At 72.6% G+C, this 22987-nt stretch carries 23 protein-coding genes and 1 pseudogene; 16 read left to right on the forward strand and 8 right to left on the reverse strand.

Annotated features, from left to right (window positions below; all coding sequences use genetic code 11):
* Nucleotides 1-3: 3 nt before the first annotated feature.
* From J5Y04_RS37815 to J5Y04_RS37825, 3 genes are all read left to right on the forward strand, one after another.
* Complete coding sequence (locus tag J5Y04_RS37815; RefSeq protein WP_209417073.1) at nt 4-1578, forward strand: SCO6880 family protein; 1575 nt, start codon at nt 4-6, stop codon at nt 1576-1578.
* 18 nt (nt 1579-1596) lie between these two features.
* Nucleotides 1597-2946: an ATP-binding protein gene (locus tag J5Y04_RS37820; protein WP_209417074.1), complete on the forward strand. Its 1350-nt coding sequence runs from the start codon at nt 1597-1599 to the stop codon at nt 2944-2946.
* A 247-nt stretch (nt 2947-3193) separates the two neighbouring features.
* The gene (locus tag J5Y04_RS37825; protein WP_209417075.1) at nt 3194-4987 is read left to right on the forward strand and encodes a bifunctional UDP-sugar hydrolase/5'-nucleotidase; all 1794 of its coding nucleotides are present in this window, start codon (nt 3194-3196) and stop codon (nt 4985-4987) included.
* A 67-nt stretch (nt 4988-5054) separates the two neighbouring features.
* Here the strand turns inward: J5Y04_RS37825 and J5Y04_RS37830 are convergent, their stop codons facing one another.
* The 5 genes from J5Y04_RS37830 to J5Y04_RS37850 form a co-directional block, all read right to left on the reverse strand.
* Nucleotides 5055-6548, reverse strand: a complete 1494-nt coding sequence (locus tag J5Y04_RS37830) for a cell wall metabolism sensor histidine kinase WalK (protein WP_209417076.1) — start codon at nt 6546-6548, stop codon at nt 5055-5057.
* Nucleotides 6549-6616: 68 nt separating this feature from the next.
* Nucleotides 6617-7390, reverse strand: coding sequence for a response regulator transcription factor (locus tag J5Y04_RS37835; protein ID WP_209417077.1), 774 nt, complete (start codon nt 7388-7390; stop codon nt 6617-6619).
* An 80-nt stretch (nt 7391-7470) separates the two neighbouring features.
* Nucleotides 7471-8718 (reverse strand): S1C family serine protease, encoded by a 1248-nt coding sequence (locus J5Y04_RS37840; protein ID WP_209417078.1) that lies wholly within the window; start codon nt 8716-8718, stop codon nt 7471-7473.
* 89 nt (nt 8719-8807) lie between these two features.
* A complete protein-coding gene (locus J5Y04_RS37845; protein ID WP_209417079.1) occupies nt 8808-9860 on the reverse strand; it encodes a LacI family DNA-binding transcriptional regulator in 1053 nt (350 codons plus the stop codon).
* A 145-nt stretch (nt 9861-10005) separates the two neighbouring features.
* Nucleotides 10006-10737 carry a response regulator transcription factor gene (locus J5Y04_RS37850; protein WP_209417080.1) on the reverse strand — a complete coding sequence of 244 codons (732 nt, stop codon included), beginning with the start codon at nt 10735-10737 and terminating at the stop codon, nt 10006-10008.
* Nucleotides 10738-11468: 731 nt separating this feature from the next.
* Here J5Y04_RS37850 and J5Y04_RS37855 point away from each other — a divergent pair.
* The 7 genes and pseudogenes from J5Y04_RS37855 to J5Y04_RS37880 form a co-directional block, all read left to right on the forward strand.
* Nucleotides 11469-11762, forward strand: a complete 294-nt coding sequence (locus J5Y04_RS37855) for a MoaD/ThiS family protein (RefSeq protein WP_209417081.1) — start codon at nt 11469-11471, stop codon at nt 11760-11762.
* A gap of 5 nt (nt 11763-11767) precedes the next feature.
* Nucleotides 11768-13249 carry a hypothetical protein gene (locus tag J5Y04_RS37860; protein ID WP_209417082.1) on the forward strand — a complete coding sequence of 494 codons (1482 nt, stop codon included), beginning with the start codon at nt 11768-11770 and terminating at the stop codon, nt 13247-13249.
* Nucleotides 13250-13403: 154 nt separating this feature from the next.
* Entirely contained in the window at nt 13404-14120 is a 717-nt protein-coding gene (locus tag J5Y04_RS37865) for a DUF2993 domain-containing protein (protein ID WP_209417083.1), read from the forward strand.
* 236 nt (nt 14121-14356) lie between these two features.
* Nucleotides 14357-14437, forward strand: a complete 81-nt coding sequence (locus tag J5Y04_RS44090) for an Ms5788A family Cys-rich leader peptide (protein WP_350517234.1) — start codon at nt 14357-14359, stop codon at nt 14435-14437.
* Nucleotides 14438-14692: 255 nt separating this feature from the next.
* Nucleotides 14693-15526, forward strand: coding sequence for a sulfurtransferase (locus J5Y04_RS37870; RefSeq protein ID WP_209417084.1), 834 nt, complete (start codon nt 14693-14695; stop codon nt 15524-15526).
* A 41-nt stretch (nt 15527-15567) separates the two neighbouring features.
* Complete coding sequence (locus J5Y04_RS37875; protein WP_093861460.1) at nt 15568-15858, forward strand: DUF1416 domain-containing protein; 291 nt, start codon at nt 15568-15570, stop codon at nt 15856-15858.
* Between the two features lie 81 nt (nt 15859-15939).
* Nucleotides 15940-16191, forward strand: a pseudogene (locus tag J5Y04_RS37880) (DUF3099 domain-containing protein); the annotation flags it as partial.
* Nucleotides 16192-16280: 89 nt separating this feature from the next.
* Here the strand turns inward: J5Y04_RS37880 and J5Y04_RS37885 are convergent.
* Nucleotides 16281-16664, reverse strand: coding sequence for a DsrE family protein (locus J5Y04_RS37885; protein WP_148643399.1), 384 nt, complete (start codon nt 16662-16664; stop codon nt 16281-16283).
* A gap of 273 nt (nt 16665-16937) precedes the next feature.
* Between J5Y04_RS37885 and J5Y04_RS37890 the strand changes: the two genes are divergently transcribed.
* From J5Y04_RS37890 to J5Y04_RS37900, 3 genes are all read left to right on the forward strand, one after another.
* On the forward strand, nt 16938-17522 hold the full coding sequence (locus J5Y04_RS37890; protein WP_209417110.1) for an FABP family protein: 585 nt from the start codon (nt 16938-16940) through the stop codon (nt 17520-17522).
* A 160-nt stretch (nt 17523-17682) separates the two neighbouring features.
* Complete coding sequence (locus J5Y04_RS37895; protein ID WP_148643398.1) at nt 17683-18147, forward strand: Fur family transcriptional regulator; 465 nt, start codon at nt 17683-17685, stop codon at nt 18145-18147.
* Nucleotides 18148-18157: 10 nt separating this feature from the next.
* Nucleotides 18158-19120 (forward strand): folate-binding protein YgfZ, encoded by a 963-nt coding sequence (locus tag J5Y04_RS37900; RefSeq protein WP_209417086.1) that lies wholly within the window; start codon nt 18158-18160, stop codon nt 19118-19120.
* Between the two features lie 84 nt (nt 19121-19204).
* Here J5Y04_RS37900 and dtd read toward each other — a convergent pair whose 3' ends face one another.
* On the reverse strand, nt 19205-19645 hold the full coding sequence (gene dtd, locus J5Y04_RS37905) for a D-aminoacyl-tRNA deacylase (protein WP_148643396.1): 441 nt from the start codon (nt 19643-19645) through the stop codon (nt 19205-19207).
* 548 nt (nt 19646-20193) lie between these two features.
* Between dtd and J5Y04_RS37910 the strand changes: the two genes are divergently transcribed.
* The 3 genes from J5Y04_RS37910 (at nt 20194) to J5Y04_RS37920 (ending at nt 22191) form a co-directional block, all read left to right on the forward strand.
* On the forward strand, nt 20194-20829 hold the full coding sequence (locus tag J5Y04_RS37910) for an ABC transporter substrate-binding protein (protein WP_245206276.1): 636 nt from the start codon (nt 20194-20196) through the stop codon (nt 20827-20829).
* Between the two features lie 74 nt (nt 20830-20903).
* Nucleotides 20904-21863, forward strand: coding sequence for an asparaginase (locus tag J5Y04_RS37915; protein ID WP_209417087.1), 960 nt, complete (start codon nt 20904-20906; stop codon nt 21861-21863).
* 112 nt (nt 21864-21975) lie between these two features.
* Entirely contained in the window at nt 21976-22191 is a 216-nt protein-coding gene (locus J5Y04_RS37920) for a dodecin (protein ID WP_148643393.1), read from the forward strand.
* Nucleotides 22192-22482: 291 nt separating this feature from the next.
* On the opposite strand, the gene J5Y04_RS37925 is transcribed toward J5Y04_RS37920, so the two are convergent.
* Nucleotides 22483-22974, reverse strand: coding sequence for an inorganic diphosphatase (locus J5Y04_RS37925; RefSeq protein WP_148643392.1), 492 nt, complete (start codon nt 22972-22974; stop codon nt 22483-22485).
* Nucleotides 22975-22987 lie beyond the last annotated feature (13 nt).

Here is a 22987-nt window from a genome sequence, read left to right on the forward strand (position 1 = left end):
TAAGTGAGCAGCGAACCACTCGGTCAGTACGGTGCCCAGTACGCCCAGCCGTACGTGCACCAGCGCCGCACCTACCTGATCGGCAAGGCCCGCCCGAACGCGCCGATCGGCCGCAACCGGGAGTCCGGCGAGATCGTCCTGATCATCTTCGGGGCGTTCCTCGGCATGCTCTGGGGCCTGATGATGCCGGTCCTGCCGTTGCGCATCGCGGGCCTGGTCGGCCTGCCGCTGCTGGCGATCGCGGCGGTCTACGTGCCGTACCGGCGCCGGACGTTCTACAAGTGGGTGGAGATCAACCGCACCTACCGCCGGACGGTCCGCAGCGGCCGGGCGGTGTGGAAGTCGGACGCGATGGACGCGGGGACCCGGCTGGACGGCCGTGAGGTCGAGGTCGGCCCGCCGCCGGGGGTCGGGCGGCTGCGCTGGCTGGCGGCCCCGTTCGGGCCCGACGAGGTCGGGGTGCTGATGCACCTGGAGCGGCGCACGGTCACGGCGGCGATCGAGATCGAGGGCCCGGGTGTCGGCCTGCGCGACTCGGAGGACCAGGAGGCGCTGGTCGACCGGTTCGGCACGCTGCTGAAGCACGTCGCCAACGGGGACGGCTTCGTGACCCGGCTGCAGATCCTCGCCCGGACGCTCCCGGCCGACCCGGACGCGCACGCCAAGGACGTGGAGCGGCGTGGCGACCACGACGCACCGCGCTGGCTGCAGGACTCGTACGACCAGCTGCAGTCGATGGTGTCGACCTCCTCGGAGCAGCACCGGGCGTACCTGGTGGCCTGCATGCACTACACCCGCGACCTGGCGGCCGAGGCGCACGCGATGGGCCGGACGGCGACCGGGCGCCGTGCCCGGGACGACGAGGGCCTGGCCGCGGTGATGGCCCGTGAGCTGACGGACATCTGTGCCCGGCTGGCCGAGGCGGACATCCGGGTGCGCCAGCCGCTCGGCCAGGCGCGGCTCTCCTCGCTGCTGCACTCGATGTACGACCCGGACCACCCGATCGACCACATCCAGGCGATGTCCCGGCGCAACGCCTGGCCGGCCGAGCTGGACGCGACGGACCCGCAGTTCCTCCAGGCGAAGACCCGGGAGTCGGTGACCCGGGCGCCGTGGTGCCACGCCACCGCCTGGATCAAGGAGTGGCCGCTGACCCCGGTGGGCGTCAACTTCCTGGCGCCGCTGCTGGTGCACACCCCGGACGTGATCCGGACGGTCGCGGTGACGATGGACCTGGAGCCCACCGACGTCGCGATCGAGCGGATGCTCACCGAGAAGACCAACGACGAGGCGGAGGCCAGCCGCGCCGCCAAGATGAACCGCACGGTCGACCCGCGCGACCTGGCCCACACCGGCCGGGTCGACCAGCGCGGTGACGACCTGGCGTCCGGCGCGGCCGGGGTCAACCTGGTCGGCTACATCACGGTCTCCTCGCGCAGTCCCGAGGCGCTGGCCCGCGACAAGCGGACCATCCGGGCCTCGGCCGGCAAGAGCTACCTCAAGCTGGAGTGGTGCGACCGCGAGCACCACCGTGCGTTCGTCAACACCCTGCCGTTCGCCACCGGCATCCGCCGCTGATCCACCTGGAGGCCCCGCATGGCGATCGGCAACCTCACCGACGCGTTCACCAGCCTGATGTTCGGCAAGGTGGAGACCACCCGTCTGCCGGTGCGCACCTCCACCGGGCAGGCGCAGGCGGTCTACCTGCCCACGGCCGCCCCGGGGCTGGGGGATTCGGGCGTGATCATCGGCCGCGAGGTGTACAGCGGCAAGGGGTACGTCTACGACCCCTTCCAGTTGTACGGGCAGCAGCTGCCGGCCCCGCACTGGCTGGTGCTGGGCGAGTCCGGCAACGGCAAGTCGGCGCTGGAGAAGACGTACGTGCTGCGCCAGCTGCGCTTCCGGGACCGGCAGGTGGTGGTGCTGGACGCACAGGGCGAGGACGGGGTCGGCGAGTGGAACCTGATCGCCAACGCCCTGGGCATAAAGTCGATCCGGCTCGATCCGATGGCCGCCCGGGACGGCGGGGTGAAGCTCAACCCGCTGGACCCGGCGATCACCCAGACCGGGCAGCTGTCGCTGCTGCGCACCATCATTGAGGTGGCGATGGGGCGCGGGCTGGAGGAGCGGGCCGGCTTCGCGCTGAAGGCCGCGCACGCCCACGTCGTGGCGACGGTGACCGACCGTCAGCCCGTGCTGGACGACATCATCAACACCCTGCGCAGCCCCGAGCTGTCCTCGGTGGAGTCCCTGGGCGTGGCGGTGGACGAGGTGCAGTCCTGGGGCCTGGACGTGGCGCTGGTGCTGGACCGGCTGGTCGACGGTGACCTGCGCGGCATGTTCGACGGATCGACCACCGACGGCATCGACCTGGACGCGCCGCTGATCGTCTTCGACCTCTCGCACATCGACCGCAACTCGATCGCGATGCCGATCCTGATGGCGATCGTCGGCGTCTGGCTGGAGCACACCTGGATCAGGCCCGACCGGAAGAAGCGGATCTTCCTGGTCGAGGAGGCCTGGCACATCATCAACAGCCCGTTCGTCGCCCAGCTCTTCCAGCGGCTGCTGAAGTTCGGGCGCCGTCTCGGTCTCTCCTTCGTCGCCGTGGTCCACCACCTGTCGGACGTGGTGGACGGTGCGGCGGCCAAGGAGGCCTCGGCGATCCTGAAGATGGCCTCCACCCGGACCATCTACATGCAGAAGGCCGAGGAGGCGAGAGCCACCGGCCGGGTGCTGGGTCTGCCGCGCTGGGCGGTGGAGATCATTCCCACACTTTCGCCGGGCATCGCGGTCTGGGACGTGAACGGCAACGTCCAGGTGGTGAAGCACATCATCACCGAGGCCGAGCGGCCGCTGGTGTACACCGACCGCGCGATGACCGAGGACGCGGTGGCCGAACGGGACCGCGCGGAGCGGCAGTTGGCGGCAGAGCCGGGAGTCTGACCGGGGCCCGGCCGCCCCTCCGGAGCAGCCCCGGAGCGGGCCTTCGGCCGAGGGGCCGGCCGGTCCGGGAGCGCCGGCGGAGCCCGGTGTGCGGCGACGATTCGTCAGTAGGTAACCCTGTCGTTACGTTCAGGGTCCTGACAGCTACGCGCGTTGACTCTAGGCTGCACTCGCGCAACGACATCGTCGCCCGCCCGGACCTTGTCCACAGCTGGGCGCTCTCTCAAGGTGCAGGGGACCCCTCAGAATGCTCACTGCCAGATCCCGACGTGCAGCCCTGGCCGCGATCGCCGCGGCCGGCCTCGTCGGCACGGTGGCCATGCCGACCGCCGCCCAGGCCGCCGACGCGAAGCGGCAAAAGACCGTCAACCTCCAGCTGCTGGCGATCAACGACTTCCACGGCAACCTGGAGCCCCCGGCCGGCTCCTCCGGCACCATCAAGGAGATCGACCCGGCCACCGGCCAGGTCGTCTCCACCCCGGCGGGCGGCATCGAGTACCTGGCCACCGCGCTGCGCCAGGCCCGCATCCCGGCCGACGACTCGATCACCGTCGCCGCCGGTGACATCGTCGGCGCCTCCCCGCTGACCTCGGCGCTCTTCCACGACGAGCCGACCATCGAGGCGATGGACAAGCTCGGCCTGGACGTCACGGCGGTCGGCAACCACGAGTTCGACGAGGGCGCCAAGGAGCTCGTCCGCCTCCAGGAGGGCGGCTGCCACCCGGTGGACGGCTGCTACGAGGAGGGGCGCAAGTTCAAGGGCGCCAACTTCAACTACCTGGCCGCCAACGTCACCAACGAGAAGACCGGCAAGCCCATCCTGGCCCCGTACTGGGTGACCAAGTCGCAGGGCGTGAAGGTCGGCTTCATCGGCGCCACCCTGGAGGGCACGCCGAACATCGTGACCGCCGAGGGCGTCAAGGGCCTGAAGTTCGGCAACGAGGTCGCCACGATCAACAAGTACGCCGCCGAGCTGAAGAAGCAGGGCGTCAACTCGATCGTCGCGCTGATCCACGAGGGCGGCTACCCGGCCAGCAGCACGTACAACTACGACTGCGGCACCGCCGGTCAGGGCATCTCCGGCCCGATCGTCGACATCGCCAAGAACCTGGACCCGGCGATCGGCGCCATCGTCACCGGTCACACCCACAACGCGTACGCCTGCACCATCCCCGACCCGCAGGGCGTGCCGCGCTCGGTGACCAGCGCCGCCTCCTTCGGCCGGCTCTACACCGAGATCGACCTGAAGCTCGACAAGACCACGGGCAGCATCGTCCGCCCGTCGGTCAAGGCCGAGAACCACGTGGTGCGCCGGACCGTCGAGAAGGCCCCGGACATGACGGAGCTGATCGCGCACTACTCCAAGCTGGCCGCCCCGATCGCCAACCGCCCGGTCGGCTACGTCGGTTCGGACATCAACGGCCGCGGCAGCAGCGACCTCGAGAAGCCGCTCGGTGACGTGATCGCCGACGCGCAGCTGGAGGGCCTGGCCCCCGCCGACAAGGGCGGCGCGCAGGTCGCGTTCATGAACCCCGGCGGCATCCGCTCCGACCTGGTGTACAAGGCGAGCGGCGCCGAGGGCGACGGCGTGGTGACCTACGGCGAGGCGTTCACCGTCCAGCCGTTCACCAACATGATGCAGGTCAAGACGCTGACCGGCGCCCAGCTGGTCCAGCTGCTCCAGCAGCAGGTGAGCGGCCCGAACGACGCGGCGCCGAAGATCCTGCAGGGTTCGAAGAACCTGGCCTACACGCTGGACATGCGGAAGACCGGCGCGGACCGCGTGGTGGTGGACTCGATCCGCCTCAACGGCGCCCCGATCGACCCGGCCGGCAAGTACCGGGTCGCGGCCAACGAGTTCCTGGCCGGCGGCGGCGACGGCTTCCCGGCTTTCGCGGCCGGCACCGACAAGCTGGTCGGCGCCTCGGACCTGGACGTCTTCGCCGCCTACCTCGGCGCGCACAGCTCGGCGGCCTCGCCGCTGAAGGCGCCGGCGCAGGACCGCATCAAGGTCATCGGCCCGGGCAGCGACATCGACTGACCGTGAGCCGGCAAGGACGGGCGGGGCGCTGTCGGGGCGCCCCGCCCGTTCTGCGTTCCCGGCACCGTCAGGTGGGGGTCGGCCCGCCCGGCAGGCGGACGGTGGCCAGCGCGCCCGGGCCGCCGTCCTGGGCCGGGCCGAGCGACACCTCGCCGCCGGACTCCCGCACGCTCTGCGCGACGATCGACAACCCGAGCCCGGAGCCGGGGAGCTGGCGCGAGGACGGTGAACGCCAGAACCGGTCGAAGACGTACTGCAACTCGTCCGGGGGGATGCCCGGTCCGTGGTCGCGAACGGTCAACACGCCCTGCTCTAGGCGGACTTCGATGGTGCCGCCCGGCGGGCTGTACTTGACCGCGTTGTCCAGCAGGTTGATCACCGCCCGTTCGAGGGCGGCGGCGTCGCCGTGCACGAACCAGGGCGCGACGTCGGTCTCGAAGGCCAGCCCGGGACCGCGCAACTTGGCCCGGGCGACGGCGCGTTCGGCGATCTCGTGCAGAGCGACGACGGACAGGCTGCGGACCGGCTTGGGCGAGTCCGGCCGGGAGAGCTGGAGCAGGTCGCCGATCAGGACGGTGAGTTCCTGCATCTGCGCCTTCATGTTGCCGAGCAGCTTGGTCTTGGTGGCCGGGGGCAGCGGGCGGCCGGTCTCGTTGCTGCGGATCAGCAGGTCGACGTTGGTGCGCAGCGAGGTGAGCGGCGTACGGAGCTCGTGCCCGGCGTCGGCGATCAGCCGGGTCTGGCGGTCCCGGGAGTTGGCGAGGGCGGTGGACATGGAGTTGAACGAGGTGGAGAGCCGGGCGATCTCGTCGCTGCCGTGCACCGGGATGGTGGTGCCGACCTCCTCGGTGCGGGCGATGTGCTCGACCACGTCGGTGAGTTGGTCGACGGGCTTGAGCGCGGAACGGGCGACCAGACGCCCGGCGAGGCCGGCCAGGATGACCCCGCCGAGGGCCACTCCGCCGAGGATGAAGGCGAGTTGCTTGAGGGATTCCTCGACGCTGGTGACCTGGTCGGCTACCAGGTAGCCGTAGACCTTCCCCTCGGACATGAAGGTCGAGACGCGGACCCGGACGTCCTCGCCGGTGTTGAACGTCCCGTCTCGATAGGTGTAGTGGCCGGGCCGGGAAGGGTTCTGGAGGGCCTTGAGATCGGACGCGGTGATGGTGATGGCGTGCTTGGCGCCGGTGAGCACGCACGGTTCACCGTCGGGTGAGATCACCTGGTCGGTCCACTTGGGGGCACCAACCAGTATCCGGCCGCCGGTTCCCGGCGTGGTGGCCGCGTTCGCCGCGGTCGCGGCTGCGAGTGCGCCGGTCGTCGTCGACGCGCACCAGTAGGAGTCCCTGAGCAGTTGCTGAGGTGGCCTGGCGCCGGGCGGTACGTTCTGGATCGGCGACGGAGGTGCGGTGGAAAGATTGCGGTCCACCTGGCCGTAGAGCTGCTTCTCCACGATGAACCAGCACGCCAGGGCGGAGAGTGCGATCGCCACCGCCACCGCCGCCGCCGTCAGGACGGTCAGCCGGCTGCGCAGCGACTGGGCGCGGTACCAGCTGATCACCCGCGGCCGACGCGGGGCGCGGGGCGGCGTCAGAGGCGGCGTCAGGGGCGGGGGCGGGGCGGTGCCGCTCACGCCGGGGTGCCGGCGGCCGGGCGGAGGGCGTAGCCGACGCCGCGCACGGTCTGGATGAGCCGGGGCATGCCGCCCTGCTCGGTCTTGCGGCGAAGGTACATCACGTACACGTCCAGGGAGTTGGAGGAGGGCTCGAAGTCGAAGCCCCAGACCGCCTTGAGGATCTGCTCGCGGGTGAGCACCTGGCGGGGGTGGGAGAGGAACATCTCCAGCAGCATGAACTCGGTGCGGGTGAGTTCGACGGGCTTGCCGGCGCGGGTGACCTCGCGGGTCGCGGTGTTCATCCGCAGGTCGGCGAAGGCGAGGACCTCGGTGTCGTCCTCGACGGCGGCGGCGCGGGCGGCGGCCTCGGTGGCGAGGGCGTTGCGCCGGAGCAGGGCGCGGACGCGGGCGAGCAGTTCGTCGAGTTCGAAGGGCTTGGCGAGGTAGTCGTCGGCGCCCACGTCGAGGCCGGTGACGCGGTCGCCGACGGCGTCGCGGGCGGTGAGCATCAGGACCGGGACGGTGTCGCCGCGCGAGCGCATCCGGCGGACGGCGGTGAGGCCGTCCATCCGGGGCATCATGATGTCCAGCAGGACGAGGTCGGGCTTGTCGCGCTCGACGGACTCCAGGGCCTCGTAGCCGTCGGTGGCGGTGGCGACCTCGTAGCCCTCGAAGGCGAGGCTGCTCTCCAGGGCGTCCCGGAGGGCGGGTTCGTCGTCGACCACGAGGAGCCGGGCGGAGACCTGCCCGGGCTCGGCGGGGGTGCGGTCGTCGGCGGACGGGCTCATGGGCGGTTGCCCTTTCTCATCGTCGGAGAGCCTGCTGGGGGCCTGCTCAGCCAGGGGACCTGCTCGGAGTAATTGTCCGTCTAGATGTTCTGGCCGGCCTGCAGCTTCGGCAGCACCTGCTTGACGTCGTTGATCGGGATGGCGAAGCCGAGGCCGACGCTTCCGGCGCTGCTGTTGCCGGCGGTGGAGCTGGAGCCGCTCGCGGAGTACATCGCCGAGTTGATGCCGATGACCTGGCCGCTCGCGTTGATCAGGGGGCCGCCGGAGTTGCCGGGGTTGAGCGCGGCGTCGGTCTGGAAGGCCTTGTAGGTGGCGGTCTCGCCGCCGCTCTGCGGCGTGCTGCCGCGCAGGCCGGGCAGGTTGGGGAAGCCGAAGCCGCCGTTGCCGCTGGTGGTGCCCTCGTCGACCTGGACGGTGACCTCGCGGTTCTCGGCGCTGATGATGCCCGAGGTGACGGTGCCGGTGAGGCCCTCGGGGTTGCCGATGGCGACGACCGGGTCGCCGACCCCGACGGTGGAGGAGTCGCCCAGGGTGGCGGGGGTGAGGTTCCCGGCGCCGCTCGCGGTGATCACGGCGACGTCCAGGGCCTTGTCGGTGCCGGTGACGGTGGCCCTGGCGGTGGAGCCGTCCTTGAAGCTGACGGTGACCTGGCCGCCGTCGGCCGCGCCGGAGACCACGTGGTAGTTGGTGAGGATCTGCCCGCCCTTGGTGAGGACGACGCCGGTGCCGGTGGAGGTGCCGTTCGCGGTCTTCACGGTTATCTGGACGACGCTGGGCGAGACGGCGGACGCGATGGCGGCGACGTCGGCGCTGCCGTCCGAGCGGGCGGAGACCGGACTGGCGACGGTCGCGGTCCGGCCGGCGGAGACGTGTCCCTCGGCGGCGACCACGCCGCCGGTCACCCCGCCGAGGACGGCCGCGACCGCGGCGACGGCGGTGACCAGGGCGACCCGGCCGCGGAGCAGGCCGCGCCGGGCCCGGCCGCCGTGGGAGGCCGGCTCGCCGGGCCGGGGCGGCTCGGGGGGCGTGGGCGGCGGCCCGGCGGGCGGGGGAGGGGGCGGGGTCCCGACCGAGGGGGTCCCGGCGGTGGGGTACCCGGGGGCCTGGTAGCCGGTGGCCGGCGGGAACCCGGTGGTCGTGCTGCCGAGGACGGTGCCCGGGATGACCTGACCCTGGGCGGGGTCCGGGTACGCCTGCGGCTGCTCGTCGCCGTACGTCTGTCCGTACGGCTGACCGCCACCGGACTGCTCGTCGTACCGTCCGGCGTACCGCTCGTCGTACCGCTCGTGGGGCTGGTTCTGCTCGCTGCCGTGCTGTCGATCGCTCATGCCGACCAACGTCCGCCCGGCGGATGAGGATTTGATGAGAGCGGGCTCAGAACGCTCCGAGAAGCCCGTTGACTTCTCATAAAGCCTGGTCAGGCCGGGGTCGGCGCCCCGGTCGGGTTGCAGCCGCAGGAACGGCGGATGACCAGGCGCGACGGGAACTTGCGGACCCGTTCGGTGTCCGATCCGGGCACCATCAGCGAGTCGTCCAGCACCAGGTCCACGGCGGCCCGGGCCATCGCGTCGCGGTCGGAGGCGACGGTGGTGAGCGGCGGGTCGGCGAGCGCGGCCTCGGGCACGTCGTCGAAGCCGGCCACCGCGAGGTCCTCCGGCACCCGCAGGCCGACCTCGCGGGCCGCTCGCAGCACGCCGATCGCCTGGTCGTCGGTGGAGCAGAAGACGGCCGACGGGCGCTGCTCCGAGCGCAGCACGCCGAGCGCGACCTCGTAGGCGCCGTAGCGGTGGAAGGGCGCGTCGATCAGGTACGGCTCGGTGGGCAGACCGTGGGCGTCCATGGCCCGCTGCCAGCCCTCGACGTGGTCGATGACCGGGTCGCCGGGCGCGGGGGACTCGACCGGGCCGCCGAAGCAGGCCACGTACGCGTGCCCGTGCTCCTCCAGCAGGTGGCGGACGACGGCCTCGGCACCGCCCACGTCGTCGGTGACCACGGCGACGTCGTCGATCGCCTCGGGTCGGCGGTGCAGCAGCACCACCTTGGCGCCCTCCATCGCGGCGAACTCCTCGGCGGCCCGCTGCGAGGGGCCCTGGCTGACCAGGATCAGGCCGGAGACCCGCATGCCGAGGAAGGCGCGGACGTAGTGGACCTCGCGGTCGTCCACGTAGTCGGAGTTGCCGATCAGCACGAGCTTGCCGCGCTCGGACGCGGCGCGTTCCACGGCGTGCGCCATCTCGGCGAAGAACGGCTGGCGGGCGTCGGGGACGACCATGCCGATCAGGTTGGTGCGGCGGGAGGCCATCGCCTGGGCGACGCTGTTCGGCCGGTAGCCGAGCTGCTCGATCGCCGCGAGCACCTTCTCCTTGGTGGCGGGCGCGACCGGGCGCGGCCCGTTGTTGATGACGTAGCTGACGACCGCGGTCGAGGTCCCAGCCAGTCGGGCTACATCGTCGCGCGTCACTTTGGCCACGGGGGGATTCTACGCGTGTGGCGTCCGCTCGGGCAGTGTGAGCCCGGCTACCGGACGATGTCCGCAGGACAGTCCGGGGCGAATCCGGACGGGCCGGGCGGGGATGCCGCCCGGCCTCCGGTCAGTCCTCGGTTCAGGCCTCGGTTCAGGCCTCCAGCGGGGCTGAGGTGCGCTGGGCGAGGTCCGGCCGCTCGCCCTTGTCCGGCTTCTCGGGGACGACGAAGCGGTAGCCGACGTTGCGCACGGTGCCGATCAGCTGCTCGTGCTCGACGCCGAGCTTGGCCCGCAGCCGGCGGACGTGGACGTCGACCGTCCGGGTGCCGCCGAAGTAGTCGTAGCCCCAGACCTCCTGGAGCAGCTGCGCCCGGGTGAAGACCCGGCCGGGGTGCTGCGCGAGGTACTTGAGCAGCTCGAACTCCTTGAAGGTGAGGTCGAGCACCCGGCCCTTGAGCTTGGCGGAGTAGGTGGCCTCGTCGACCGAGAGGTCGCCGCTGCGGATCTCCATCGGGCTGTCGTCGGTGACCACCTGGAGCCGTCCGAGGGCGAGCCGCAGCCGGGCCTCGACCTCGGCGGGGCCGGCGGTGTCCAGCAGGACGTCGTCGATGCCCCACTCGGCGGTGACGGCGGCCAGGCCGCCCTCGGTGACCACCAGGATCAGCGGACAGCCGATGCCGGTGGAGCGCAGCAGCTGGCAGAGGCTGCGGATCTGCGGCAGGTCGCGCCGGCCGTCGACCAGGATGACGTCGGCGCTGGGGGTGTCGACCAGGGCCGAGCCCTCGGCCGGTGCCACCCGGACGTTGTGCAGCAGCAGGCCGAGAGCGGGCAGCACCTCCGCTGAGGGCTGCAACGCGTTGGTGAGGAGGAGGAGAGAACTCATACCCGGTAGTCCCCTTTCCGGGTCGTCGCGGTCGCGTGACGGCTGCCGCCACAGCCGGTTGGCGCTCGATCTGGGTGGTGTCGCGAGCAGCGCGTCCCGGGAGGGGCGGCGGCGGGCGACGGGAGGGTGGGGGAGCACGAGGACACCGGGTTGCCACCGGAGGACTCGCCGGCGTGCACGACCGAACGGCTCGCGCGCCAGGGGTCCCGCAACCCCCGCGGCACCGTTTCTGCCCTGCTCATCCCGCGAACCTTCCGGGTCTGTCCCGTGCCGGGCGGCGGCCCGGCGCCGGGTGTCCGTACACCCCGGCCGCTCCCCGGCACGTCGTTGTGCCGTGAAATGGCGGGGCGGTTCCCGCGACGCGCCGGGGGTGGACCGACGAATCGCAAGAACGTCCGTACTGGCGTCCTGAAAGCACAAAAGGATCCGGGGGCGACTCTGCCCGGATCCCTCAGGGGTCGAGGATAGCCGACCGGCCCCCGCCCCGGGAGGGCCCGAAAGCCGCGGTTCGCCGATGACGGGCGTGCCGGGGGTGAGCCTGGCCACAGCTTCGGCGGCCCGCCGGGACCCGCCGGGCCAGGGCGGTTGCCGGTCGCGGCGGCGGACACGCCATCATGGGACGCACATCGGCGGCACCGTGCGCGTACACCTTTCGGGTGGAAGCCGGCCGCTCCGATGGCGACCCGACCGGGGTATCCGGGCCGGGGCGAGGACGACGAGAAGGGGTTGCCATGGGTGCGACCACGGAGCCGGCGGGCGCCGCCCCGGTGAGCGGGACGATCCGCTACTGGGCGGCGGCGAAGTCGGAGGCCGGGCTGGCCGAGGAGCCGTACGAGGCGGCGACCCTGGCGGAGGCGCTGGCCGGGGCCAGGCAGCGGCACGCCGACCGGCCGAAGCTCGTCCGGCTGCTCGGGCACTGCTCCTACCTGGTGGACGGCTCGCCGGTCGGCGGGCGCGACCACACGACCGTGGCCCTCACCGAGGGCGGCACGGTCGAGGTGCTCCCGCCGTTCGCGGGAGGGTGAGCGGCGTGACGGATCCGAACCAGGTGAACGGCGGCCCGGACGGCTGGCAGCAGCAACAGCCGCCGCCGCAGGCACAGCCCCAGCAGCACCCGCAGCACCCGCAGCCTCCGTACGGGCAGCAGCAGGCGTACGCGCCGGAGCCGTATGCGCAGCAGGGGCACGCGGCTCAGCCGTACGCCCCCGGCCAGGGCCACGCGCCGGGGCAGGAGACGTACGGACAGCAGTCGTACGGACAGCAGCCGCAGTACGGGCAGCAGCCGCAGTACGCGCAGCCGCCGTACGGGCAGCAGCCGCCGTACGGACAGGACCAGCAGCACGGCCGGCCGCCGTACGGACAGCCGCCCGTGGACGCCGCCGCGACCGCGCTGCTGCCGCCCGTCCCGCCGATGGACGACGCCGCGACGACCCTGCTCCCGCCTGTCCCGCCGATGGACGACGCCGCGGCCACGACGCTGCTCCCGCCGGTGGTGGTGGGGGGTGCGGCGCCACCCAAGGCCCCCGCCCAGGCCCAGGCCCCCGCCCCGGCCTTCGCGCAGCCCCCGGCCCCCGCCCCGGCCCCTGCACCGGCTCTCGACCAGCCGACCATGACGCTCAAGCGCCCGGTCGCCCCGGTCGCCCCGGTCGCCCCGGTCGCCCCGGTCGCACCCGCCGCCCACGGCGCTCCGCACCACGGCGCTCCGTACGCCGGCGTTCCCGCGCAGCCCGCCCCGGCTGCCGCGCCCACCGGCCCTGCCGCGCCCGCCGCCCCCGCGCGGACGCCCCGGACCGGCTCGCCGATCATCGACCCGGGCTTCCAGCCGGCCCTGATCACCGCCGCCGTCGCCGCCCTGCTGGCCGGCGGCGCGGCGCTCGGGCAGTTCGCGCTGGCCCTGGTCGTCGCGGCGCTCCAGGCGCTGACGGCGGCCGGCTGGTTCCGCCTCAACGGCATGTGGCCGGCCCGTCAGGGCATCGCGCTGGCCGCGCTGGCCGGTCTCACGGCCGACGTGGCCGTGCTGCTGGCCGACTCGCACGGCGGTGCGGCGGCCGTGGTCGGCACCCTCGGCGGGTTCTTCCTGCTGGTCCTGGTGCTGCAGACGTTCCGGCCCGCGGACCCGAAGGAGCGGTTCTACGCGCTGACCGTGCTCGGTTCGGCCACCGTGGTGACGGTGCTCTGCACCATGCTGCTGCTGGCCGACTGGGTGCCGGCGGCGGCCGGCGCCGTCGCGCTGGCCACGGTGCTGGCGGCCGCGCCGCTGCCCGGCCCCAAGCAGCTGGGTCCGGTGCCGGTGGGGCCGGTGCTCGGCCTGCTCGCGGCCGTGGTGTTCGGCCTGGTCGTGGGTGCGCCCCTGGCGTTGGGGGCCCTGGCCGGCCTCGGCGCGCTGGTCGGCCGCCGGGTGGCCGGGTACGACTTCCCGTCCCGCTTCGTGCACATGACGGCGGGCGTGGCGCTGCCGCTGGCGGTGGCCTCGCCGCTGGTCTGGATCGCCACCCGCCTGCTGGCCGGCTGAAGCCCGGCGCCCGCCTCTGCGACGTCCTGCCCCGGAACCATGCTCCGGGGCGGGACGTCGTACGGTCGTGCCGGGAGCGGCCCGGCACCAGGATGTGCGGGGCCGGAACGACGATCAGCAGGACGACGGCGACGGGCGACGACGGGGGAGAGCGATGCGCGGTTGGCTGAAAGCGACGATCGGACTGGCGGTGCTCGGCGGCCTGCTGGTGGGGGCCGACCGGATCGCCGTTGGGGTGGCCGAGGACGAGGCCGCCGACCAGATGGTGAAGAGCGGCCGGATGAGCCAGCGCCCCGACGTGTCGATCGAGGGATTCCCGTTCCTCACCCAGGTGCTGTCGATGAAGCTGGACGACGTCAAGATCTCGGCGGACGGGCTGACCGTGGGCGACGGCACCCACCAGGTGGCGTTGCACTCCTTCAAGGCCAGGCTGGCCGGGGTCGCGGTGAGCGACAGCATGACCAGCGCCGTCGTGGACAGCGGCAGCGGCACCGGCCTGATCTCGTACGCGGACCTCGCCCTGCTGCTGCCCCCGGCGTCCCAGTTGGTGCCGAGCGCGGGCAAGCTCGGGCTGGGCTCCGGCTCGCGGCTGAGCCTCTCCTACGGCGGCCCGGGGAAGATCAAGGCCGCGCTGGGGCCGCTCCCGATCGGCGAGGGCTCGGTGCACAGCGAGGGCAACACCGTCACCGCGGACGGTTTCAAGCTCAGCAGCATGGCCGGAATGCTGGCCGGACTGGCCAACCAGCAGGTCGAGCCGGTGAGCTTCACCCTCACCGCCCTGCCCGCCGGGCTCAGGCTGGCCTCGGTGTCCCCGCAGGAGGAGGGCCTCCAGCTGACCTTCGACGGCAAGGACGTCAAGGTCATCGGCTGACCGCGGCCGTCCGCGGCTGTCTGCGGCACCACCCACCGACCATTCCGCTCCGCGAGACGCGCTGTCCAGCGCCGGCCGCGGAGCGGTGTCGTTCCCGCCCCTCTGCGGACCTCCGAACGGCCGTTGGCCGGTTCCCACCGCCCGTGGAATCGTCAAATCTCAGTATTCGATTCATCTGGTCTCAGAATTCGATACGCTGATGACAGCGGGCGCCCGGTGTCCCTAGCATCGTCGGCATGAAGCGACAGACGGACCTCACGAAGCGGCGGGCGGTAGACCTGTGCCGCGTGGCCGCCTGTCTGTGTCGAATGCGCTAACTCGGCGTACTGGCAGGGCCGTTGAAGCCCGCCGCCGATTCCCCAGGTGACTGGCCCGGATTTCGGGGCCGCCGTCGCCGCTGCCCATCGCAGATCACCGCCCGGCCGCACCGCGCACCCCTTCCCGTCCCAGTATTCGGACGAGAGTTCGGACCGGCCACCGCCGGGCGACCCGCAGCACACTCCCCAGCCTCCGGCCGGGGGACCCCTCCAGCAGCACCTTCCGCAAACCGCCCCCGGATGGAGAACACCACCATGAGCCGCAGCGACGTCCTGGTCGACGCCGACTGGGTCCAGGCCCACCTGGACGACCCGAAGGTTGCCATCGTCGAGGTCGACGAGGACACCACCGCGTACGAGAAGAACCACATCCGCAACGCCATCCGGATCGACTGGAAGAGCGACCTCCAGGACCCGGTCCGCCGCGACTTCATCGACCAGGCCGGGTTCGAGGCGCTGCTCAGCGCCAAGGGCATCGCCAACGACGACACCGTCGTCCTCTACGGCGGCAACAACAACTGGTTCGCCTCGTACGCCTACTGGTACTTCAAGCTGTACGGCCACGGTGACGTCCGCCTGCTGGACGGCGGCCGCAAGAAGTGGGAGCTGGACTCCCGCGACCTGGTCTCCGAGGTGCCGGCCCGCGCCGCGACCGAGTACAAGGCGCAGGCCGTCGACTCCTCGATCCGCGCCTTCCGCGACGACGTGGTCGCCGCCATCGGCACTCTGAACCTGGTCGACGTGCGCTCGCCCGACGAGTTCTCCGGCAAGCTGCTCGCCCCGGCCCACCTCCCGCAGGAGCAGTCGCAGCGCCCCGGCCACGTGCCGAGCGCCCGCAACATCCCGTGGGCCAAGAACGCCAACGACGACGGCACCTTCAAGAGCGACGACGAGCTCAAGGCGCTGTACGAGGCCGAGGGCATCGACCTGGCGAAGGACACCATCGCCTACTGCCGCATCGGCGAGCGCTCCGCGCTCACCTGGTTCGTGCTGCACGAGCTGCTCGGCCAGGAGAACGTGAAGAACTACGACGGTTCGTGGACCGAGTACGGCAGCCTCGTCGGCGTGCCGATCGAGCTCGGCAACTGAGCCACCGGCTCGAAACCGTAAGTCAGAAGGGAAGACAAGACATGTGCGGTGCGAAGGCCGGCGGCCCGGACCTGGCAGGAGTTGACGTGGCGAACGAGACGATCATCCAGGGTTCCGTGACCCGAGACGGCGAGCCGGTCAACGGCTACGTCCGGCTGCTCGACGAGGGCGGCGAGTTCACGGCCGAGGTGCCCACCTCGGCGACCGGCCAGTTCCGGTTCTTCGCCCGCCCGGGCAAGTGGACGCTGCGTGCGCTGGTCCCGGGCCAGACCGTGGACCGCCAGGTGGTCGCCTCCCAGGGCAACCTGACCGAGGTCGCGATCGCGGTCTGATTCCACCCCCCCCCGCGAGTACGACGGGCGGGTCACCGAGGGCCCCTGCCGAGCAGGGGCCCTCGGGCATACCGTGGAACCGTGCAGGCACGCCGGCGCCACCGCTACTACTTCGCCATGATGGCCGTCTGCCTCGGGCTGTTCGTGCTGGCCTGGGGCGCGGTCCGGTTCTGGTCCGTCCCGGCCGCGATCGGCATGTGCCTGGTCGCGATGGTCATCCCGCCGGCCGCCGCGGTCTTCGCCAACAAGCGGGACCCGGAGGACGACTGGTGGAACGACCCGCGCTGGGACGACCCGAAGTGGGACGACCCCGGCCATGACCGGGACCGACCCGACCGGGACCGACCCGGGCAGGACCGACCCGACCGGGACCGACCCGGGCAGGACCGACCCGACCGGGACGGCCCCGGCCCGTGGGGGCGTCAGTAGACGAGTGCCTGGACGCCGTCGGCCGTGATCTCGCTGACGAAGACCTGGGCGCCCGCGATGCGGACACCCTCGACGGTGTCCTTCTGCTCGATCCCGCGCCGCGCCGCGCACTGGGTGCAGAGGGTGACGGTCCCGGCCGCCAGGACCGACTCCAGGAGGTCCGGCAGCGGCGCCGCGTGCGGCAGCTCGAACTCGGCGGCGCGCCCGGGCAGCGCGAACCAGGACGACTCCCCGGTCAGCCAGAGCGAGACCTCGATCCCGCTGGCGACGGCGACCGCCGCCACCGTGAAGGCCTGCGAACAGCGCTCCGGCGCGTCCGCCCCGGCGGTGACCTTGATGACGAGCTTCTTCGCGCTCTGCGATGCGTTCGACGACATGCCGACACCCTAGATCGCCGACGTGGTGGGGCTCACCGAGACCCGTCGACACCCGGCGGATAGAGTGAGCGCAGCAAAATCCACCCACACTGTCGCCGCCCTGGGAGCCCCCCGTGTCCGGTCTGGAAATCTTCTTCGACGGTCTGCTGGCCCTCATGGCCGTGCTGATCACCTGGTTCGCCATCTTCTCGGTGATGAAGCTGTACCAGGGCCAGCGCTGATCCGCTGCCGTACGGTTGAAGCAGACCCACACCGACGACAGTGACCAGGAACATGATCGAGATCCCCTCTGACCTCCACAAGGACGTCGTTCCGCTCGCCTTCCTCCTCGGTACCTGGGAAGGCGCGGGCGTTTACGACTTCCCGGGCACGGAGAAGTGCAACTTCGGCCAGGAGGTCGTCTTCCGGCACGACGGCCGGCCCTTCCTCGAGTTCCGCTCCCGCACCTGGGTGCTGAACAACGAGGGCGAGAAGGTCCGCCCGCTGGAGAACGAGCACTCGTTCTGGCGCATCACCAGCAACCACGACGGCACCAGCGGTGTCCGGGGCATCGAGATCTCCTCCGTCCGTGACGACGGCACCGTCGAGATCTGGTACGGCGAGCTGGCCGACGGCAAGCCGCAGATCGACGTGTCCACCGACGCGGTGGCCCGGATCGAGGGCTCGGCGCCGTACTCCGGCGGCAAGCGCCTGTACGGCTTCGTCAACGACGAGCTGCTCTGGGTCGGCGAGAAGGCCGCGCCCGAGGTGCCGCTGCGCCCGTACATGTCGGCGCAGCTGAAGAAGGTGCTGAGCCCGGCGCAGCTGATCAAGGACATCAACGACCTGCCGGACGACGGCATCGCGTTCTTCCGCTGAGCAGGGCCCGCTGAGCAGAGCCCGCTGAGCACGGCCCGCTGAGCACGGCCGTCCGCCGGGTTCAGCCCGCCGGGCAAGGCTCACGCACATGAGGTAGGGACCGGCCACCGGCCGGTCCCTACACTTGCCTCAGGACCCCCGACTTGGCAGGGACAGCACCGTGGCGGACACCGGCACCACCGACTGGCAGCTCTCCGGAGACTGGAAGGCCGACCTGCGCGAGCGCGGCTACCGGCTGACGCCCCAGCGCCAGCTCGTGCTGGAGGCGGTCGACGCCCTCGACCACGCGACCCCGGACGACATCCTCTGCCACGTCCGGCAGACCGCCAGCGGCATCAACATCTCCACCGTCTACCGGACCCTGGAGCTGCTGGAGGAGCTGGGCCTGGTCTCCCACGCGCACCTCGGCCACGGCGCCCCGACGTACCACCTGGCCGGCCGTCACCACCACCTGCACCTGGTCTGCCGGGACTGCGACCAGGTCACCGAGACCGGGACGGAGATCGCCCGGCCGCTGATCGAGAGCCTGCGCGAACAGCACGGCTTCGACACCGACCTCAAGCACTTCGCCATCTTCGGCCGCTGTGCCGACTGCACCGCCAAGCGTGCCGGGGGCCAGTCGTAAGCTGGCCGGTATGAAGAGCCCGCTGCTTGCGCTGCCCGGTGCCGTCCCCGCCGAGGGAACCGACGAGGGCGTGGCCGCCCACTACGGTGACATCTTCCGCGAGCAACGCAACCTCGCGCAGGGCACCGGCTTCGTCGACCTCTCGCACCGCGGCGTGCTCACCGTCACCGGCGACGACCGGCTGTCCTGGCTGCACCTGCTGCTCACCCAGCACGTCAGCGCGCTGCCGCCGCAGCAGGCCACCGAGGCGCTGGTGCTCTCCCCGAACGGTCACGTCGAGCACGCGCTCTACCTGGTCGACGACGGCACCACCACCTGGGCGCACGTCGAGCCGGGTACCGCGCCGGCGCTGATCGGCTACCTGGAGAGCATGAAGTTCTTCTACCGGGTGGAGGTCGCCGACGCGACCGCCGACTACGCGGTGGTGCACCTGCCCGCCGGTTCCACCGCCTCGGCGGAGGGCGCGGCGGCGGTGCGCGAGCTGCCCTACGGGCGGGACCTCTTCCTGCCGCGGGCCGAGCTGGCGACGCTGACCGGGGGCTACGGCCCGGCGGCCGGGGTCTGGGCGTACGAGGCGCTGCGGATCGAGGCCCACCGGCCCCGGCTCGGTTTCGAGACCGACCACCGGACCATCCCGCACGAGGTGGACTGGCTGTCGACCGCCGTCCACCTGCAGAAGGGCTGCTACCGCGGGCAGGAGACGGTCGCCCGGGTGCACAACCTGGGCCGGCCGCCGCGCCGCCTGGTCTTCCTGCACCTGGACGGCACCGAGGAGGTGCTGCCCCCGCACGGGACGGAGGTGCGGCTGGCCTCGGACCCGGACGGCCGGGCGCTGGGCGTCGTCACGTCCTCGGCGCGCCACCACGAGCTGGGGCCGATCGCGCTGGCCGTGGTCAAGCGGAACGTCCCGGTGGACGCGGTGCTGCTGGCCGGGACGGTTCCGGGGACGCAGGACGTGATCGTCCCGCAGTAGGCCGGACCCCGGCGTGGGTCGGATCCTGCGGCAGGCCACCCCGCAGTGGGCCAGACCCCGCAGCAGGTCAGCCCCCGACGTGGGTCAGACCTCGACCAGGACGGTGAACGGGCCGTCGTTCACCAGCGCCACCTGCATGTCCGCCCCGAACCGGCCGGTCTCCACCTTGGCGCCGAGCTCGCGCAGCCGGGCGACCACCTCGTCCACCAGCGGCTCGGCGACCGGGCCGGGGGCGGCGGCGTTCCAGGTGGGGCGGCGGCCCTTGCGGGCGTCGCCGTAGAGGGTGAACTGGCTGATCACCAGCAGCGGGGCGGCCAGGTCGGAGCAGGACTGCTCGACGCCGTTCTCGTCCGCCTCCAGCAGCCGCAGGGTCCAGAGTTTGCGGGCCAGCTGGGCGGCCTTGGCGGGGGTGTCGTCGTGCGTGACGCCGACCAGGACGCAGAGTCCGGGCCCCTCGATCGCGCCGACGGTCTCTCCGGCCACGGTCACCCGGGCCTCGGTCACTCGCTGCACCACTGCTCGCATGCGGCCATTGTGCCGGAGCGGGCGGGACCTCCCGCGGGCCCCCCGGGAGGTCCGCGGAGCGGCGCCGGGGCGGGCTCCTGACCGGCCCGGGCGGATCCGGACCCGGGGGGCGCGTACGACTGCCGCGCGCGCCGGGTGGTGCGCAACTGCGCGTGGCCGGGCGCCGTTGTTCCTGCGGAAAGCCCCGGTCGTATCAGCCACCCCCGTTCGCCAGGGGGCCGTTCGGGTGCACGGGCGGTGCACCGGCGGTGGGCGGGGTGGCACGCTGGGGGACCGTACGAGGGGTCCGGGGCGCCAGAGGTCCGCCGCGCCGGGCCCGGTTCGGGTTCGGCCGGGCGGTCGAGTCGATGGGTCAGGCGTTCTGGTGGTGTCGCCCCGGCGGGTGGTGCCACCCGGGGGCGGGAACCTTCGGGGGCGCCCCGGCGTGCCAACGGACGGGTGTGCGCGGCGGGTGCGCGCGAAAGCCCGCCCGGGGGACGGGCCGGACCAGCGGCAGGCGACGGGGTGCCGCGAGCGGGCGGGATCGGACGACGGCAGGTGGTTGGTTGATGGACGCGAGCAGCGCGGCGCAGGACCGGTCGGGGCGGGCACCCGGGGGCGCGGAACCGGCGGGGGCCCGGGCCTGCCCGGCGGAGGGCGGGACGGACGGGGGGACGGAGGAGCCCGACCTGGAAGGGCTGGGCCTGGACCAGCTGCGGACCCTGCGCAGGGAGACCCTGGAGCAGGAGGCCGACCTCTCCTACCTCCGGCGGCTGCTGCACGGGCGGATGGACATCCTCCGGGCCGAGCTGGACCGCCGGCCGGGCTCCGCCGTCCTGGCGGCGGCGGGGGGCGAGGCCACGGCGGGCGGCGCCCTGCTGGACCGGCTGCCGGCCATCCTCACCGACGCGCCGTCGACGGTGCGGCGCTCGGCCCGGCACGTCACGCTGGGGCCCCCGCGCGGTCACCAGTCCCAGCTCGAGGCGGACGAGTTGATGGGCGACGTGCAGCTGGCCGACCTGGCCGCCCATCCGGAGTCGGAGCTGCTGGCCGCGCTGGACCGCTTGCGGGCGCACGAGCGCGAGGTGTCCGGACGGCGGCAGCGGCTGCTGCGGACGGCGGACGGCTGCAGTGCCGAAATCACCCGCAGGTACCGTGATGGGGAAGCACGGGTCGAGGACCTGCTCGCAGGCGGCCCACTCTGACCGGGTGAGCACGTCCGGGGGCGGGCAGGGCCCGGCTCGCCCCCGGCCCACCCTCGCCCCGGAAGGCTCCCGTCATGTCCCACCCCGCCGCCCTGCCCGTCCTCGCCGAGGTCATACGTTCGGGCTTCACCGAGGGCCGGCACCACGGTTCGCTGGTGCTGCTCGCCGCCGACGGCTCGGTCGAGTTCGCCCTGGGCGCCCCCGACGCCCCGGTCTTCCCGCGGTCGTGCGCCAAGCCGTTCCAGGCGGTGGCCACGCTGCGGGCGGGCCTGGAGCTGGAGGGCGAGCTGCTGGCGCTGGCGGCGTCCAGCCACTCTGCAGAATCGTTTCACCGTGACGGTGTGAGGCGGATCCTGGCCGCTGCCGGGCTGGACGAGTCCGCCCTGCAGACCCCGGCGGACCTCCCGCTGGACGAGGCCGAGGCCGAACTGCACCTGAAGTCCGGCGGTGGGCGCGCGCCGATCCTGATGGACTGCTCCGGCAAGCACGCCGGCTGGCTGGCCGCCTGTGTCGCCAACGGCTGGCCGACGGGGAGCTACCTCGACCCGGCGCACCCGGTCCAGCAGCTCGCCCGGGAGGCCTTCACGGAGGCCACCGGCGAGCCGGTCGCCCACGCCGGGGTGGACGGCTGTGGCGCGCCGCTGCTGGCCGTCAGCCTGACCGGCCTGGCCCGCGGCTACCGCGCGCTGCTGCTCGCCGCGGAGGGCACCCCGCAGCGCCGGGTGGCCGACGCGATGCGCGCCCACCCCGAGTACGTGGCCGGCACCCGCCGTGCCGACACCTGGCTGATGCGGGCGGTGCCGGGGGCGCTGTCCAAGATGGGCGCCGAGGCGGTGCAGGTGGTGGCGCTGCCGGACGGCCGGGCGCTCGCCTTCAAGATCGACGACGGCGCCGAGCGGGCCCGCGGGCCGGTCCTGGCGGCCGGGCTGCGCCGGCTCGGGGTCGTGACGCAGGACGACACCGTCGAGCGGATCGGCACCGCCCCGCTGTTCGGCGGCGGCGTGCCGGTGGGCGAGGTCCGGGCGGCGTTCTGAGGCGTCCGGGGGCGCCCCGGACACGTCCTACGGCTGCCGTCGCCGGGGTGCGGAGCGACCGGAGGCGGTGCACGGTGGACCGGGGGCCGTCGTACAGCTGAGGGAGTCCGTCATGAGTGAACACGTCTACCGGGTGACCGAGATCGTCGGGTCTTCGACCGAGTCCGTCGACGCCGCCATCCGCAACGGTGTCGAGCGGGCGTCCCGGACCCTGCGGAACCTGGACTGGTTCGAGGTGACGCAGGTCCGGGGCCACCTCGAGGACGGCCGGATCAAGCACTACCAGGTCGGCCTGAAGATCGGCTTCCGGCTGGACGACGAGGGCTGAGTCCCGGCCCGCCCCGGCACCACGGGCGGGGCACCGGGTGCGGGCGCGCCCGCCCCCCCGACGACAGTCCGCGGCCGCCTCCGCCGCCGACGGCACGGCCCCCTGGGCACAACCGCGCCCGGGGGCCGGGCCGCTGCCGTGCCGCTGCGTGCCCGTCCGCTCCGCCCGCCCGCTCCGCCCGTCCGCGGACACGGCGAAGGCCGGGGTCCGCGGACGATTCCGCACACCCCGGCCTCCGACTGCCTCGACCTACCTCGAACTGCCTCGGGCGAACGAGATGGGCACGACGGCTCAGTGACCGCCCTGCTCCGCCAGTCGCTTGATCGACGCGGTGACCTCGGCCTCGGCCTCGGCGCGGCCGACCCAGTTGGCGCCCTCGACCGACTTGCCCGGCTCCAGGTCCTTGTAGACCTCGAAGAAGTGCTGGATCTCCAGGCGGTCGAACTCCGACACGTGGTGGATGTCCTGCAGGTGCTCCCAGCGCGGGTCCGTCGCCGGGACGCAGAGCAGCTTGTCGTCGCCGCCGGCCTCGTCCGTCATCTTGAACATGCCGATGACGCGGCACTTGATCAGGCAGCCCGGGAAGGTCGGCTCCTCCAGGATGACCAGGGCGTCCAGCGGGTCGCCGTCGTCCGCGAGGGTGCCCTCGACGTAGCCGTAGTCGGCCGGGTAGCGGGTCGAGGTGAACAGCATGCGGTCAAGGCGAAGACGACCGGTCTCGTGGTCGACCTCGTACTTGTTGCGCGAGCCCTTAGGGATTTCGATAAGGACGTCGAACTCCAACGGTTCCTCCAAG

The organism is Kitasatospora sp. RG8, assembly GCF_017813315.1.
Lineage (GTDB): Bacteria > Actinomycetota > Actinomycetes > Streptomycetales > Streptomycetaceae > Kitasatospora.